Genomic DNA, 14,601 nt, shown 5'->3' with positions numbered 1-14,601 from the left:
CGGCACAGCGGCGGCCCTGCGATGAAGGTGTCCGCATGGGTTCATCGCCTGCTGACATTCCGAAATCTGCGGACGCGTCTGACCCTGCTCTACATGGGATTGTTCGGGCTCGCCCTGATCCTCAGCGCCATCGCCGTGGTCACGGCGGTGACCAACAGCGCGCGCCATATGGCCCGCGACCAGATGGCCGCCACCGGCGCCGTCTACGGCCAGCTTTGGGAGATGCGCTCGGCCCGGTTGCGTCAGGACGCCGCCGTCCTGGCCCGTGACGGCGGCCTTGGCGACGCTCTCGCCGCCGAAGACGAAACGAGGACGCGCGCGGCGCTGGAGAGCCTGCGGCTCCGCCACGGCGTCGACGGAGCGCTGATCCTTGGGGTCGACGGGCGGGTGGCCTCCGCCGGAATCAATCCGGACCAGGCCTCTCTGAACCTTCTGTTCAGGGGACTTGCGTCCGGCGGAACCGAGACCGGCGTCCTGGCGGTCGGCGGCCAGCCGTTCCGGATGGTCGCCTCGCCCCTCGGGACGCCGGACCTGACCGGCTGGATCGTGTTCGCCGAGCGGCTGGACGCGGGCGAGATGCGGGGTCTGGAACGCCTGTCGGCCATTCCCCTGTCCGCCACGGTCATCCTGACCCCCACGTCCGGGACGACGGACGGACCCGCCGCCGCAGTCCGCACCGGGGAGGGGCCGTCGATGCGGTTCACCCGGCCCCTGCCGGGCTTCGACCCCGCATCGCACGCGGCCCTGTTGCTGACCTACCCCTTGAACCGGGTCATGAGTCCCTATGGAACGCTCTTCCTGTGGCTGACGGCGATCGGCGGGGCCGGCCTCGCCCTGCTGATGGGCGGCGCCTGGGCGTTGTCGCGCGGACTGACCCGGCCAATCACCGCCCTGGATGAGGCCGTCCACCGTCTGCAACGGGGCGAGTACGTCGAGGCCCCCGTAACGTCCGGCGACGAGATCGGCCGTCTGGCCGCAAGCTTCAACGCCATGGTCGGCGATCTGAAAGACCGCGAGGCGAAGCTGACCCACATGGCCCTGCACGATCAGGAGACGGGCCTCCCCAACCGCCTGTCCCTCGAGCGGAAGGCCGGCGCCCATGCCGACGCATGGGTGGTCCTGTTCGGGGTCGACCGTTTCGAGGTGGTCCGCAACGCTATCGGCTACGATTCCATGGGACGGCTGCTGGCCTCCCTCGGTGCCCGGCTCTCGGCCCTGGCCGACGGCGCGCCCATGGCCCGGGTCGGCGCGGGCGCCCTGGGTCTTGTCATCATCGCCAGCAACAAGGCCGAGGCGCTGGAAGCCGCCGAAAGCCTGGCGGCGGCGGCCCAGGCCCCGATCAACGTCAACGGCGCCCCGGTCGACATCGCCCTGACCGCCGGCGTCGCGGGCCATGGCGCGGCCGGCTCGGACCTGACCTCGCCGGTCGACCGGGCCGCCATCGCCCTCGACCAGGCCCGTGCGACGCGCCGTTCCGCCGCGGCCTTCGACGAGGCCGCCTATGGCGATCCGGGCGGCAATCTTTCACTGATCTCCGAACTGATGACCGCCCTCAGCGACGGCGAGGTCGCCCTGGCCTATCAGCCGAAATACGACTTCCGGGCCCAGGGCATCACCGGCGTCGAGGCGCTGATGCGCTGGACCCATCCGCGCCGCGGGGTGGTTTCGCCCGACCTGTTCATCGGCATGGCCGAAGAGACGGGCCACATCCGCCCCCTGACCGAATGGGCCATCCGCCGGGCGATCGCGGACCAGAAGATCCTGGCCGCCGCGGGCCACGCCATGACCGTCTCGGTCAACATCTCCGGCCGTCTGTTGTCCGACGAAAGCTTCGCCGATTTCGCCGTCGGCGAGGTCGCGGCCTCGGGCGCCGATCTCTGTTTCGAGATCACCGAAACGGCGGTGATGGACAATCCGGAAATGGCCCTGGGCATCGTCGCCCGCTTCGCCGACGCGGGCATCTCGGTCTCGCTGGACGACTATGGTTCGGGCCTGTCTTCCCTGACCTATCTGAAGCGCATCCGCGCCGACGAACTGAAGATCGACAAGAGCTTCATCCTAGGACTGGACGAGTCGGCCCGCGATGGCCTGCTGGTCAAGTCGACCATCGACCTGGCCCACGGCCTCGGCCTCAAGGTGACCGCTGAAGGCGTCGAGACGCCCACCGCCCTGGCCCTGCTGCGCGGCATGGGCTGCGACATGGCCCAGGGCTATCTGATCGGCCGGCCCGTACCGATGGCCGGCCTGCTGGACCGCCTGGACGCCCCCGCCCAGGAGACCAGGGCCGTCGTCCGCTAGCCGGCCGCCACCAGCTTCATCGACACCGACAGATCGGCCAGCTTCGCCGCATCGACCGGGGTCGCCTTGCCGATCATCATCCGCCCGGCCATGAATTCCGCCGGCGCATTGACGGCCTCGACGCACAGGATCCGGTCGCCCGCGAGATGGAAGACGGCGAAGGAGGCGCCCTGTCCGATAACGCCCGGATCGCCGCGCACGATCTGGCGGTCGGCGCCGTCCGGCAAGCCTGCGATCTGAAGCTTGAGGTCATACTGGTCCGACCAGAACCACGGGACTTCCGGCGCCGGCGCGGGCCGTCCGACGATCGCCGAGGCCGCCTGCTTCGCCTGCTCCAGCGCATTGGGCACGCTCTCCAGACGATGCCGCCGTCCGCCGTGCACCGGGATCGGACGGAACGTCGCGTCGCCGACGGCCCAGATGGCGGGGTCCGAGGTCCGGGCGTTTTCGTCCACGATGACGCCGTTCCCGCACGCAAGGCCCGCCGTCCGGGCCAGGGCGTCGCGGGCCAGCGCGCCCACCCCGACCAGCACCGCATCGGCCTCGATCAGCCGCCCGTCCGCCAGCCGGACTCCGGCCTCTTCGAACGCCGTGACCTCGGCCCCGGTCAGGACCTCGACGCCCTCGCTGCGGTGGCGGGCGGTGAAGAAGGCGGACAAGGTCCCGGATGCGACCCGCGCCAGCACCCGGTCCATCCGCTCCATGATGACGGCTTCGGCGCCCAGCGCCCGCGCCGAGGCCGCGGCCTCCAGCCCGACATAGCCGCCGCCGACGATGGCCAGCCGGCGGCCCGGCCGCAGCGCCGCCTTCAACCGCCCGGCGTCGGCCAGAGTCCGCAGTTCCAGCAGTTCGGGGCGATCCGCGCCCGGGATCGCCAGCCGCCGCGCCGTGGACCCGGTCGCCAGGATCAGGGCGTCATACGGCTCGACCGTCCCGTCGGCGAAGCTCACCGTCCGCGCCGCGGGATCGATCGTCGTCGCGGTCACGCCCGTGCGCAATTCGATCCCGTGCTCCGCATAGAAGCTCTCGGGGCGCAGCAGCAACGCCTCCAGATCCGCCTCGCCCTTCAGCCAGGCTTTGGACAGGGGTGGCCTCTGATACGGCGCGACCGGCTCCTCGCCCGCCAGAACGATGGGGCCCTCGTGACCATACTGGCGCAGCAGGGCCGCCGCCGTTCCGCCCGCGTGGCCCGCGCCGATAATGAGCACCCTGTTCGTCATTCGGACCCTGCAGACGATTTTTGCGGACGGTCCAGCCGCCGTCCCGGTCGAGGTAGGCGAAACGCGCGCGCCCGAAAACCCCGACTCTTCGGGAAACGATTCCGCGACGTCGGGGTTATGACCGGTACCCGACACAGTCCGGGCAGTATCTGTCAGTCGCCTATGAACATCCCTCCCGAGTCTCCCTCCTTCTCCGACGAGGAGATGGAGGCCGCGGCCGAGGCCCTGAAATGGCAGGCGGCCTCCGCTCGCGCCGCCGGCGCCAAACATCGCGCCCGCCTCATCGACCAGCTTGAGTCGCAGGCCCCGGACGACGCCACGACGCCGCTTGGCTGAGGCGCTTGACTGTTCCACTGTTACAGCATAGTGGAACGCGATGACTGACGCTCCGTCCCCCAAGGCCCTCGCCAGGGCCGCCGACGACCGCATTGCGCTTTATGACGCGTTGCTGTCGCTGCGCTCGCGCGAAGAACTGGATGCGTTTCTCGCCGATCTCTGCACCCCGGCCGAGCTGCGCGCCTTCGCCGAGCGTTGGGCGGTGGCGCGGCTTCTGGACGAGCGGGTCAGGACCTATCGCGAGATCGCTGTGGAGGCCGGGGCCAGCCCGACCACGGTCGTCCGCGTCGCCCGCTTCCTGAAAGAGATGCCGCATCAGGGCTACCGCCTCGTCCTCGACCGCATCAAAGCCTGAGTAGAAACATGAGCACCGTCCAGGGCCGGCTGCGCATCGCCGTGCAGAAATCCGGCCGCCTGTCCGATCGCAGCCTCGACCTCGTCCGCGATGCGGGCCTGCGCGTCGTCAAGGGGAACAACGACCTGCTGTACAGGGTCGAAAACTATCCCATCGATCTGCTGCGCGTGCGCGACGACGACATCCCGACCTTCGTCGCCGATGGCGTCTGCGACCTCGGCATCGTCGGCGAGAATGTGCTGGAGGAGGTCCGCAACGGCGGCCCCGTGGCCGAGGTCCTGATGCCGCTCGGCTTCGGCCGCTGCACCCTGAAGATCGCCGTTCCCCCCGCCCTGGCTTACGAGGGTCCCGCCTCGCTGGACGGCCTGCGCATCGCCACCTCCTATCCGAAGATCCTGCGCCGGTTTCTCGACGCCCGGGGCGTCCAGGCTGACATCGTCACCATGCGCGGCGCCGTCGAGGTGGCGCCCCGGTTGAAGCTGGCCTCCGCCATCTGCGACCTGGTCTCGACCGGAGCCACGCTTGAGGCGAACGGCCTTGGCGCCAAGGACACCGTCCTCGAAAGCCAGGCGGTCCTGATCAGGTCTCCGGTCGCACCCGAAGCCGGCCTGCAACATCTGCTGGACAGCATCATCGAGCGCATGGCGGGGGTCGTCTCCTCCCAGGGCGCCAAATACGTCATGCTGAACGCGCCGCGCTCCGCCCTGGCCGAGATCACCGCCATCCTGCCCGGTGCGGGCGCCCCGACCGTCATGCCCCTGTCCGGGCGTGACGACGCGGTCGCCGTTCACGCCGTCTGTCAGGAGGCCGTCTTCTGGGAAACGCTGGAGCGCCTGAAGGCCGCCGGCGCCTCGGCCATCCTGGTCCTTCCCATCGAGAAGATGATGTGATGAAGCGCTTTGACTGGACCACGCTGGACGCCGCCGGCCGCGCCGCCGCCCTCGCCCGGCCGCTCCGCCGCACCGAGGCCCGCGTCGCCGACACGGTGCGTGACATCCTCGAGGATGTGGCCGCGCGCGGCGGTCAGGCCGTGACCGACTGGAGCGTCAGACTGGACGGCGCCCCGCCCCGTCGCATCGCCCTCACGCCCGACCTCACGGCCGCCGCCCGCGACCGCCTGCGCCCCGCCGACACCCGGTCCATCCGCATCGCCGCCGAGAACGTCCGCATCTTCCACGAGGCCACCCGCCCGGAAGACCCGGACTGGGTCGAGATCACCCCGGGCGTCCGCTCGCGTCTGGTCTGGCGCCCGCTGCGTTCCGCCGGCCTCTATGTCCCCGGGGGTTCGGCGCCGCTGTTCTCATCCCTGCTGATGATGGCCATTCCCGCCGCTGTCGCAGGCGTCGGGCGACGCGTCGCCGTCACCCCGCCGTCGAAGTCGGGCGAGCCCCACCCGGCCATGATCTACGCCGCCGCCGAGGCCGGGCTCGACGAGCTCTGGCTGATCGGCGGGGCCCAGGCCATCGCCGCCCTGACCTTCGGCGCCGAGCTGGAAGACGGCGTCATCGAGCCCTGCGACAAGCTGTTCGGCCCGGGCAACGCCTGGGTGGCCGAAGCCAAGAAGCAGGCCTCTGGCCGCCCCGGGGGGCCCGCCGTCGACATGCCCGCCGGCCCGTCCGAACTGCTGGTCATCGCCGACCGCCGCGCCGATCCGGTCCTCGCCGCCGCCGACCTGCTCAGCCAGGCCGAACACGACGCCGACGCCCAGGTGGTGCTGGTCTGCGACAGCGAGCGGATGATCGACGATATCCTCGCGGAGGTGGAGGAACAGCTTCCCTCCCTGCCCCGCGCCGACATCGCCCGGGCCTCCCTCGCCGAGGGCCGGGCCATCCGCGTGGCCGATCTCGACACGGCCTGCGCCGTCGCCAACGCCTATGCTCCCGAACACCTCGCCCTCCAGACCGAGGACGCCGAAGACCGCGTCGCGAAGATCACCGCAGCCGGCGCCGTCTTCTTGGGCCCCTTCGCGGCCGAGACCCTGGGCGACTACGCCGCTGGTCCCAGCCACGTCCTGCCCACCGACGGCGCCGCCCGCACCCTGGGCGGGCTGACCACGGCCAGCTTCATGACCTCCATGTCGGTCCAGAGCGTCACCGCGGCCGGCGCCGCCGCACTGGCCCCGATCGCCGCCCGCCTCGCCCGGCTGGAGGGTCTCGAGGCCCACGCCCGCGCCGCCGATCTGAGGACGGGCGAATGAACAACCTGCCCGCCCCCTTCGCCCCGCTGGTCGCCGGCGGCGACGGCCTGGATCGCTATCCGGGCGAGCCGCTCGCCCTCGCCGCCCGCATGGGCGAGATCTATGGCGTTCCCGCCGACCATGTTCTCCCGGTGCGCGGCCTGACCCACGGCCTCGAACTGGTCTTCCGCCTCGCCGCCCGCGACGGTCAGGCGGTCGAGGCGCCCGACGCCGAGCCCTGCCGCACCCTCGCCGCCCTCTACGCCGCCCCGGCCGCGGACGCCCCGGTCGCCGCCGTCATAGTGCGCGCTCCCGGCTCGGCCGAAGCAGTGTCGGAAATGGCCGAAATCGTCGCCCCGACCCTGCTGATCGTGGACGAAGGACTGGCCGAATTCGTCACCAACTCGTCTGCCGCGACAGTTGTCGGCCGCCACGCCAATCTGATCGTCCTGCGCAGCCTGTCGCTGGCCTACGGTCTCGCCGGAGCGCGCGTCGGAGCCGCCCTGGCCCAACCCGAAACCCTTGCCCGTCTCGCCGCCGTGCTCGAGCCTTGGGCCCTGCCCGAGATCTCGGTGCGTCTCGCCCTTCAGGCGCTCGATCCCTCCCGCATGATGGAGAGCGCGGAACGCCTCGCCGCCGTCCGCCGCGAGCGCGAACGGCTGGTCAAGGCGCTGGGCCGCGAGATGGCCGTCGAGCCGGGCTTCGGCCCGGTCATCATGGCGCGGCCGTCGGACCCCGACGGCGTCATGACCGCGCTGGCCCGGTTCGGGGTGGCCGCCGAACGCGCCGGCGAGCGGGTCCGCCTGCCTGTGTCCGCCACGGCCGTGATCAACGACCGGCTGCTGGCCGCCCTCGGTCTTGGCTCCGCGGCAGGCAGCCCGCACCGCACCGGTCAGGCCGTCCGCGACACAAAGGAGACCCGCATCGTCTGCGCCGTCGATCTCGACGCCGCGGACCCGGTCTCGATCGCCACCGGCGTCGGCTTCTTCGACCACATGCTGGAGCAGGTCGCGGCCCACGGCGGCTTCTCGCTGCGGCTGGCCTGCGAGGGCGACCTGCACACCGACCCGCACCACACCATCGAGGATTCCGCCATCGCCCTCGGCCAGGCGCTGAAGCAGGCGCTCGGCGAGCGCCGGGGCATCGCCCGCTATGGCTTCGTCCTGCCCATGGACGAAGCCAGGGCCTCGGTCTCCATCGACCTGTCGGGCCGGCCCTATCCGGTCTTCGAAGGGACCTTCTCCACCCCCTTCATCGGCGACTACCGCACCGACCTGACCGCCCACGTCTTCCGTTCGCTGGCCGAGGCCATGGGCGCGGCGATCCACGTCTCAGTCACCGGCGTCGACGACCACCACAAGACCGAGGCCGTCTACAAGGCCTTCGGCCGCGCCCTGCGTCAGGCCATCCGCATCGACGGCGACGCCGTCCCGTCGACCAAGGGCGTGCTGTGAGGTCCCGCCCCAATCCCGCGAAGGAGGTCACCGTCCTCGCCTACGGCGCCGGCAACACCGCCTCGGTCCAGTTCGCGCTGGAGCGGCTCGGCGCGACCGTGCGCCTGACCGCCGATCCCGCGGCGGTCGCGAACGCCGAGCGCCTGATCCTGCCCGGCGTCGGGGCTGCCGGCTACGCCATGTCCCGCTTGCGGGATTTCGGTCTGGTCCAGCCCATCCGGTCGTTCGAACGGCCTCTGCTCGGCGTCTGCCTTGGTCAGCAACTTCTCTTCGGAGCCAGCGATGAGGGCGGGTCGGTCGGCCTGCTCGACTTCATCCCCGGCCACGTTCGCCCCATCATTCCGGCGCCGGATCGGCCTGTCCCGCATATGGGATGGTCGCGCTTGTCCCGCCTCAGGGACGACCCCCTTCTGGAAGGCGTCGAGGACGGCGCCTGGGCCTGGTTCGTGCACGGCTTCGTCTGCCCGGACGGCCCGGCGACCCTCGCCCGCGCGGAGTACGGCGGCCCGGTTCCCGCAGTCGTCCGCTCCGGCAACCGGTGGGGCTGCCAGTTCCACCCCGAGCGCTCGGCCGCGACCGGCGCCCGCATCCTGAAGAATTTTCTGGAGCTCCCCGCGTGATCGTCTACCCCGCTATCGATCTGAGCGACGGCGTCTGCGTGCGGCTGATGCACGGCCGTTTCGACGCGGTCACCCGCTATGACGAACGGCCCGCCGTGCGTCTAGCCGCCTTCGCCGCCTCGGGCGCGCGCTGGGCCCACATCGTGGATCTGGACGGCGCCGAGGCCGGACGCGCCGTCCAGCACGCCCTGATCGGCGAACTGGCCGGGGCGGTCGACATCCGCATCCAGTCGGGCGGCGGCGTCCGTTCCGCCGACGATGTCCACACCCTGCTGGACGCCGGCGTCGCCCGGGTCGTCGTCGGATCGCTGGCGGTCTCGCAGCCCTGGATCGTGGCCGACTGGCTGACCCGGTTCGGCGCCGACCGCATCACCCTGGCCATCGACGTCAAGGCCGATGGCGACCGCTGGATTCCCGCGCTCAAGGGCTGGACCGAGGCCGCCGAGGTCGATCTCTGGGCCGCGCTCGACCGCTTTCCGCCGGGCCTCGCGCGGCACCTGCTGGTCACCGATGTGGGCCGCGACGGCGCCCTGACGGGTCCCAACATCGACCTGCTCGGCGAGATCGTCCGCCGCCGCCCCGATCTGAAGGTCCAGGCCTCGGGCGGGGTGTCGCAGCTGTCCGACCTGACAGACGCCCGCGCCGCCGGCTGCGACGGCGTCATCGTCGGCCGGGCCCTCTACGAGGGCCGCTTCACGGTCGCCGAGGCCGTGGCGGCATGACCGCCCGCCGCATCATCCCCTGTCTCGACGTCAGGGACGGACGCGTGGTCAAGGGCGTCCGTTTCGAGGGTCACACGGACATGGGCGACGCCTCCGAACTGGCCGCCCGCTACCGCGACCAGGGCGCCGACGAACTGGTCTTCTACGACATCACCGCCAGCCCCGAGGGCCGCACCCTCGACTATGGCTGGGTCCGCGACATCGCCCGCCTCCTGGACATTCCCTTCAGCGTCGCCGGCGGCATCCGCAGCGTCGATCAGGCGGCCCGCTGCCTCGACCACGGCGCCGACAAGGTATCGATCAACTCTCCCGCCCTCGAGCGCCCCGAGCTGATCGGCGAAATGGCCGGTCGGTTCGGCGCCCAGTGCGTCGTCGTCGGCGTGGATTCGAAGCGCTCCGGCGACGACTGGTTCGTGCACCAGTACACCGGCGACCCCGACGCCAGCCGCGGCGCCGGCCGCCGCACCCTCGACTGGATCATCGAGGCGCAGGATCTCGGCGCCGGCGAGATCGTCCTCAACTGCATGGACGAGGACGGCGTCCGCCGCGGCTATGACATCGTCCAGCTGTCCGAGGCCAGAGGGCGGCTGACCATCCCGCTGGTCGCCTCCGGCGGCGCCGGCGCGCCCTCGCACTTCCTCGAGGTGTTCGAACAGGCCGACGTCTCCGGCGCCCTGGCCGCCAGCGTCTTCCACACCGGGACCCTGGCCATTCCCGATCTCAAGGCGTTCCTGTCGGACGCCGGGCAGGAGATGAGACTGTGATCGACCCCTCCACCCTCGATTTCGACAAGTCCGGCGGCCTGATCCCGGTCGTCGTCCAGGACGCCGCCACCCTGCAGGTCCTGACGCTGGCGTACATGGACCGCGCCGCCCTCGACGAGACCATCGCCGCGGGTGAAGCCACCTTCTTCTCCCGTTCGCGCGGCGGCCGCTGGCGCAAGGGCGAAACCTCGGGCGACCGGCTGCATGTCGTCTCGATGACGCCCGACTGCGACGCGGACTCCCTCGTCCTCAAGGTCCGCCCCGTCGGCAATGCCTGCCACCTGAACCGGGTGAGCTGTTTCGGCGAAGAGGACGCTCCCGGCCTCGGCCGCATAGCCCGGCTGGAGGCGACCATCGCCGCCCGCGCCGCCGCCGACCCGGCCGACAGCTGGACCGCCCGCCTGCTGTCCGAAGGCCCCAAACGCGCCGCGCAGAAGGTCGGCGAGGAGGGCGTCGAGACGGCCCTGGCCGGCGCAGCGGGCCCCGATACGGAACTCGCATCCGAGGCCGCGGATTTGATCTATCACCTGCTGGTGTTGCTGCGGGCCCGTAACATGGTGTTTCAGGACGTCCTGGACGTCTTGGCTCGGCGGGCGGAAGCGGCCAGACAAACTGAAGGTCCACCCGGGATCTGAATGAAGGAGAGCGCATGGCGGCCCTGGTGCTGTTCGGCGGCGGCGGCGACCTCGCCATGCGGATGCTGTTGCCCTCGCTCTATTTCCTCGAGCACGACGGGCTGCTGCCTGACGGCCTCAAGATCATCGGCGCCGCCCGTTCGGACGAGAGCCGCGCGGAATACGTCGCCAAGGTCCGCGCCTCGGTCGAGAGCAAGGCGAAGGCCGACGACGCCTGGTCCGACGAAGCCTGGGGCCGCATGGAGGCCCGCCTCGACTATCTGGCAGTCGACGCCACCAGCGCCGAGAGCCTGAAGCCGCTCAAGGACAGGATCGGCGAAGGGGCCTGCACCAGCTTCCTGGCCGTCTCGCCTTCGCTCTACGCCCGCATCGTCACGGCCATGCGCGCCGCCGGCCTGGCCGAGGCCGACGACCGGGTGGTGCTCGAAAAACCGGTCGGGCGCGACCTGGAAACCTTCCGCGAGATCGACGACGCCGTGGCGGACGCCTTCTCGGAACAGCAGGTGTTCCGCATCGATCACTACCTCGGCAAGGAGACGGTCCAGAACCTGATCGCCCTGCGCTTCGGCAACACCATCTTCGAGCCGCTATGGAACAACCTCAGCATCGACCACGTCCAGATCACGGTCGGCGAGACCGTCGGCGTCGGCGACCGCTGGCCCTATTACGACGAGTACGGAGCATTGCGGGACATGCTCCAGAACCACATGCTCCAGCTGCTCTGCCTCGTGGCCATGGAGCCGCCTTCGGACCTCGATCCGGACTCGGTGCGCAACGAGAAGGTCAAGGTGCTGCGCAGCCTGCGTCCGATCACCCCCGAGGAGGCCGAACGCGTCACCGTGCGCGGCCAGTACGTCGCCGGAACCGTCGAGGGGAAGCCTGCGAAAGGCTATGACGAGGAACGCGGCGCGGCCTCCGACACCGAGACCTTCGTCGCCATCCGCGCCGATATCGACAACTGGCGCTGGGCCGGCGTTCCCTTCTTCATGCGCACGGGCAAACGCCTGCCGGAAAAGCGCACCGAGATCGTCATCCAGTTCAAGCCGCTGCCGCATTCCATCTTCGACAACGACCGCGGCCAGGTCCAGGCCAACCGCCTCGTCATCGCCCTCCAGCCCGAGGAGGACATCTCCCTGTCGGTGATGAACAAGAAGCCGGGGCTGGATCAGCGCATGCAGCTGCAGCCGATCCAGATGTCCCTGTCCTGGGGGCAGAACGACAAGTCCGCCAAACCGCCCCGCCGCCGCATCGCCTATGAGCGGCTGCTGCTCGACGCCCTGAACGGCGACTCCACCCTGTTCGTCCGTCGCGACGAGGCGGAACAGGCCTGGAAATGGGTCGATGAGGTCTCCGAGGCCTGGCAGGGCGCGGCCTTCAAGCCGAAGGACTACGTCGCCGGAACCTGGGGTCCGCCCGAGTCGGGCTATCTGCTGTCCCGCACCGGCCGTCACTGGAACACGGGCGATGCGTGATTACCCCGCTCCGCTCATCCCGGCGAAAGCCGGGACCCAGTTCTTTGGGCGACCGGTGACGCCGGGTGCACGCGTTCGCCAATCCCGGAGAGCCTGCGCAACGAAAGGACCGGGTCCCGGCTTTCGCCGGGATGAGCGGAAATAATGATGCCTGTCATCCAGACCTTCGCCGATAGCGCTTCCTGGGCCTCAGCCTGCGCGACCCGCCTGACCGACACTCTGGCCGTCGCCCTCGCTGAAACCGGCAAGGCCGTCTTCGCCGGCGCCGGCGGATCGACTCCCGCCCCGATCTACCGCGCCATGGCCGACGCGGATCTCGACTGGTCCCGCGTCGCCGTCACCCTGATCGATGAACGCTACGTCCCCGAGACCTCGCCCGAGTCGAACGCGGCCCTGATCAAACGGACCCTGATGACCGGCCCGGCCGCCGCCGCGCGTTTCATTCCGCTGTATCATCCCGAGGTCACCGTCGACCGCGCCGCCGCCGTCGCCGCCCACGCCCTGGCCCGCGAGGGCCGCCGTCTCGACGCGGTCCTTCTCGGCATGGGGGAGGATGGCCATATCTGCTCCATGTTCCCCGGCAGCCCGACCCTGAAGACCCTTCTCTCGCCAACCCTGCCCCCGACCGTTCTGGGAGTGCCCCCCGGCCGCGATAGCGCGGCGCCCAGCCTCGAGCGGCTGTCGATCAACCTGCCGTATCTGATGGGCGCCCGGCGCGTCGTCCTGGCCGTCACCGGCGCCGCCAAACGCGCCGTATTCGAACGCGAGGCCGCCGGCGACCCCGCCGTCCAGCCCATCGCCGCCCTGATCGCGGCGAACGTCCCCCTCGACGTTCTGTGGACGGAGAAAGCCTGATGCCCCCCAAAAACGGAGCCCTCCATCCCGTCGTCGCCGCGGTCACCGCCCGCATCGTCGAGCGCTCGAAAGCCACGCGCGCCGACTACCTGCGCCGCATGGACGCCGCTCGTGACTCCGGCGCCGGCCGCGCCAAACTGTCCTGCGCCAACTGGGCCCACGCCTTCGCCGGCGCCCCGGTGAAGGACAAGCTGAACGCCATGTCGGGGACCCAGCCCAATGTCGGCGTGGTCACCGCCTACAACGACATGCTTTCGGCGCATCAGCCATTCGAACGCTTCCCGCAGATCATCCGCGACGCCGTGCGCGAGGTGAACGCCACCGCCCAGGTCGCCGGCGGAACGCCCGCCATGTGCGATGGCGTCACCCAGGGACGTCCGGGGATGGAGCTGTCGCTGTTCAGCCGCGACGTCATCGCCATGTCGACGGGCGTGGCCCTGACGCACGACGCCTTCGACGCCGTCATCGCCCTGGGTGTCTGCGACAAGATCGTGCCGGGCCTGTTCATGGGCTCTCTCGCCTTTGGCCATCTCCCGGTCGTCTTCGCCCCCGCCGGCCCCATGCCCTCGGGCATCCCCAACGCGGAAAAAGCCCGCGTCCGCGCCCTCTACGCCCAGAACAAGGTGAGTCGGTCCGAGCTGCTGGAAAGCGAGATCGGCAGCTACCATTCGCCCGGCACCTGCACCTTCTACGGCACCGCCAACTCCAATCAGATGATGATGGAGCTGGGCGGCCTGCACCTGCCCTCGACCGCCTTCGTCCATCCCGAGACGGGCCTGCGCGACGCCCTGACGGCGGCGGCGGCCAAGCGCGCCGTCGAACTGGCCCGCTCGGGTCAGGGCCGCATGGCCGACGTCATCTCCGAGAAGTCGATCGTCAACATGATCGTCGCCCTGCTGGCCACCGGCGGCTCGACCAACCACGCCATCCATCTGGTCGCCATGGCGCGCGCGGCCGGCGTGCTGATCGACTGGACCGACATGGACCAGCTCAGCTCGGTCACCCCTCTGCTGGCCCGCGTCTATCCCAATGGCTCGGCCGACGTGAACGCCTTCCAGGCCGCAGGCGGCGTCGCCTTCGTCGCCCGCGAACTGGCGCAGGCCGGCCACATCCACTCCGATGTCGTCACCGTCATGGGCGAGGGCATCCATCACTATTTCCAGGAGCCGGTCATGATCGACGGCGAACTGGTGTGGAAGGATGGCGTCACGGAAAGTCTGGATACGGACATTCTGCGCCCCGCCTCTGATCCCTTCGACACCGAGGGCGGTCTGCGGCTGGTTCAGGGCGACCTCGGCCGGGCCGTGATCAAGGTCTCGGCGGTCAAGCCCGAGAACCGCATCGTCGAGGCCCCCGCCGCCGTCTTCGAAACCCAGGAGGATGCGCTTCAGGCCTTCCGGGACGGCAAGCTCGACCGCGACGTCGTGGTGGTTCTGCGTTTCCAGGGCCCCAGGGCCAACGGCATGCCCGAGCTCCACAGCCTGTCGCCCGCCCTGTCCGTGCTCCAGGACAAGGGCTTCAAGGTCGCCTTCGTCACCGACGGCCGCATGTCCGGCGCGTCTGGCAAGACGCCGGCCGCCATCCACGTCTCTCCCGAGGCCCTCGCCGGCGGCCCGCTGGCCCATGTCCGCGACGGCGACATCATCCGCCTCGACGCCGATGCGGGCGTTCTGACCACCATCGGGGTTCCCGGC

Annotated in this window: 14 protein-coding genes; 13 read left to right on the top strand and 1 reads right to left on the bottom strand. The window is 70.4% G+C overall.

Translation table 11 applies throughout. The features are described from left to right. Positions 1–21: 21 nt before the first annotated feature. Entirely contained in the window at positions 22–2,298 is a 2,277-nt protein-coding gene (locus VN378_RS12835) for an EAL domain-containing protein (protein ID WP_325743970.1), read from the top strand. Here VN378_RS12835 and VN378_RS12830 read toward each other — a convergent pair. Further along, positions 2,295–3,518 carry an NAD(P)/FAD-dependent oxidoreductase gene (locus tag VN378_RS12830; protein ID WP_325743969.1) on the bottom strand — a complete coding sequence of 408 codons (1,224 nt, stop codon included), beginning with the start codon at positions 3,516–3,518 and terminating at the stop codon, positions 2,295–2,297. The two genes, VN378_RS12835 and VN378_RS12830, sit on opposite strands and share 4 nt — an antisense overlap. Positions 3,519–3,680: 162 nt before the next feature. Here VN378_RS12830 and VN378_RS12825 point away from each other — a divergent pair, with 162 nt between their 5' ends. From VN378_RS12825 to edd, 12 genes are all read left to right on the top strand, one after another. After that, positions 3,681–3,854, top strand: coding sequence for a hypothetical protein (locus VN378_RS12825; protein WP_325743968.1), 174 nt, complete (start codon positions 3,681–3,683; stop codon positions 3,852–3,854). Between the two features lie 40 nt (positions 3,855–3,894). Continuing rightward, the gene (locus VN378_RS12820; protein ID WP_325743967.1) at positions 3,895–4,209 is read left to right on the top strand and encodes a YerC/YecD family TrpR-related protein; all 315 of its coding nucleotides are present in this window, start codon (positions 3,895–3,897) and stop codon (positions 4,207–4,209) included. Between the two features lie 8 nt (positions 4,210–4,217). After that, positions 4,218–5,099, top strand: coding sequence for an ATP phosphoribosyltransferase (hisG, locus tag VN378_RS12815; protein ID WP_325743966.1), 882 nt, complete (start codon positions 4,218–4,220; stop codon positions 5,097–5,099). Next, entirely contained in the window at positions 5,099–6,406 is a 1,308-nt protein-coding gene (gene hisD, locus VN378_RS12810) for a histidinol dehydrogenase (RefSeq protein WP_325743965.1), read from the top strand. Before hisG ends, hisD begins: the two co-directional genes overlap by 1 nt. After that, positions 6,403–7,839 (top strand): imidazoleglycerol-phosphate dehydratase HisB, encoded by a 1,437-nt coding sequence (hisB, locus tag VN378_RS12805; RefSeq protein WP_325743964.1) that lies wholly within the window; start codon positions 6,403–6,405, stop codon positions 7,837–7,839. The genes hisD and hisB overlap by 4 nt, the downstream gene beginning before the upstream one ends. Then, on the top strand, positions 7,836–8,459 hold the full coding sequence (gene hisH / locus VN378_RS12800) for an imidazole glycerol phosphate synthase subunit HisH (protein WP_325743963.1): 624 nt from the start codon (positions 7,836–7,838) through the stop codon (positions 8,457–8,459). Before hisB ends, hisH begins: the two co-directional genes overlap by 4 nt. Continuing rightward, the gene (gene hisA / locus VN378_RS12795; RefSeq protein WP_325743962.1) at positions 8,456–9,181 is read left to right on the top strand and encodes a 1-(5-phosphoribosyl)-5-[(5-phosphoribosylamino)methylideneamino]imidazole-4-carboxamide isomerase; all 726 of its coding nucleotides are present in this window, start codon (positions 8,456–8,458) and stop codon (positions 9,179–9,181) included. The genes hisH and hisA overlap by 4 nt, the downstream gene beginning before the upstream one ends. After that, a complete protein-coding gene (gene hisF, locus VN378_RS12790) occupies positions 9,178–9,945 on the top strand; it encodes an imidazole glycerol phosphate synthase subunit HisF (protein ID WP_325743961.1) in 768 nt (255 codons plus the stop codon). Before hisA ends, hisF begins: the two co-directional genes overlap by 4 nt. Beyond that, positions 9,942–10,580: a bifunctional phosphoribosyl-AMP cyclohydrolase/phosphoribosyl-ATP diphosphatase HisIE gene (hisIE, locus tag VN378_RS12785; RefSeq protein ID WP_325743960.1), complete on the top strand. Its 639-nt coding sequence runs from the start codon at positions 9,942–9,944 to the stop codon at positions 10,578–10,580. Before hisF ends, hisIE begins: the two co-directional genes overlap by 4 nt. A 14-nt stretch (positions 10,581–10,594) precedes the next feature. Beyond that, positions 10,595–12,052, top strand: a complete 1,458-nt coding sequence (gene zwf, locus VN378_RS12780; RefSeq protein WP_325743959.1) for a glucose-6-phosphate dehydrogenase — start codon at positions 10,595–10,597, stop codon at positions 12,050–12,052. A gap of 144 nt (positions 12,053–12,196) precedes the next feature. Continuing rightward, positions 12,197–12,907 carry a 6-phosphogluconolactonase gene (gene pgl / locus VN378_RS12775; protein ID WP_325743958.1) on the top strand — a complete coding sequence of 237 codons (711 nt, stop codon included), beginning with the start codon at positions 12,197–12,199 and terminating at the stop codon, positions 12,905–12,907. Continuing rightward, on the top strand, positions 12,907–14,601 hold a 1,695-nt coding region (gene edd / locus VN378_RS12770), incomplete at its 3' end, for a phosphogluconate dehydratase (protein ID WP_325743957.1). The genes pgl and edd, both read left to right, overlap by 1 nt.

Origin of the sequence: Brevundimonas sp., assembly GCF_035561115.1 — a bacterium.
Taxonomy (GTDB): domain Bacteria; phylum Pseudomonadota; class Alphaproteobacteria; order Caulobacterales; family Caulobacteraceae; genus Brevundimonas.
This window is presented reverse-complemented; position numbering and strand designations above follow the sequence as displayed.

Bases quoted from the DNA above. Each gene is read 5' to 3' on its own strand.
- VN378_RS12835 (WP_325743970.1), top strand. From the start codon at position 22: ATGAAGGTGTCCGCATGGGTTCATCGCCTGCTGACATTCCGAAATCTG.
- VN378_RS12830 (WP_325743969.1), bottom strand. From the start codon at position 3,518: ATGACGAACAGGGTGCTCATTATCGGCGCGGGCCACGCGGGCGGAACG.
- VN378_RS12825 (WP_325743968.1), top strand. From the start codon at position 3,681: ATGAACATCCCTCCCGAGTCTCCCTCCTTCTCCGACGAGGAGATGGAG.
- VN378_RS12820 (WP_325743967.1), top strand. From the start codon at position 3,895: ATGACTGACGCTCCGTCCCCCAAGGCCCTCGCCAGGGCCGCCGACGAC.
- hisG (WP_325743966.1), top strand. From the start codon at position 4,218: ATGAGCACCGTCCAGGGCCGGCTGCGCATCGCCGTGCAGAAATCCGGC.
- hisD (WP_325743965.1), top strand. From the start codon at position 5,099: ATGAAGCGCTTTGACTGGACCACGCTGGACGCCGCCGGCCGCGCCGCC.
- hisB (WP_325743964.1), top strand. From the start codon at position 6,403: ATGAACAACCTGCCCGCCCCCTTCGCCCCGCTGGTCGCCGGCGGCGAC.
- hisF (WP_325743961.1), top strand. From the start codon at position 9,178: ATGACCGCCCGCCGCATCATCCCCTGTCTCGACGTCAGGGACGGACGC.
- zwf (WP_325743959.1), top strand. From the start codon at position 10,595: ATGGCGGCCCTGGTGCTGTTCGGCGGCGGCGGCGACCTCGCCATGCGG.
- pgl (WP_325743958.1), top strand. From the start codon at position 12,197: ATGATGCCTGTCATCCAGACCTTCGCCGATAGCGCTTCCTGGGCCTCA.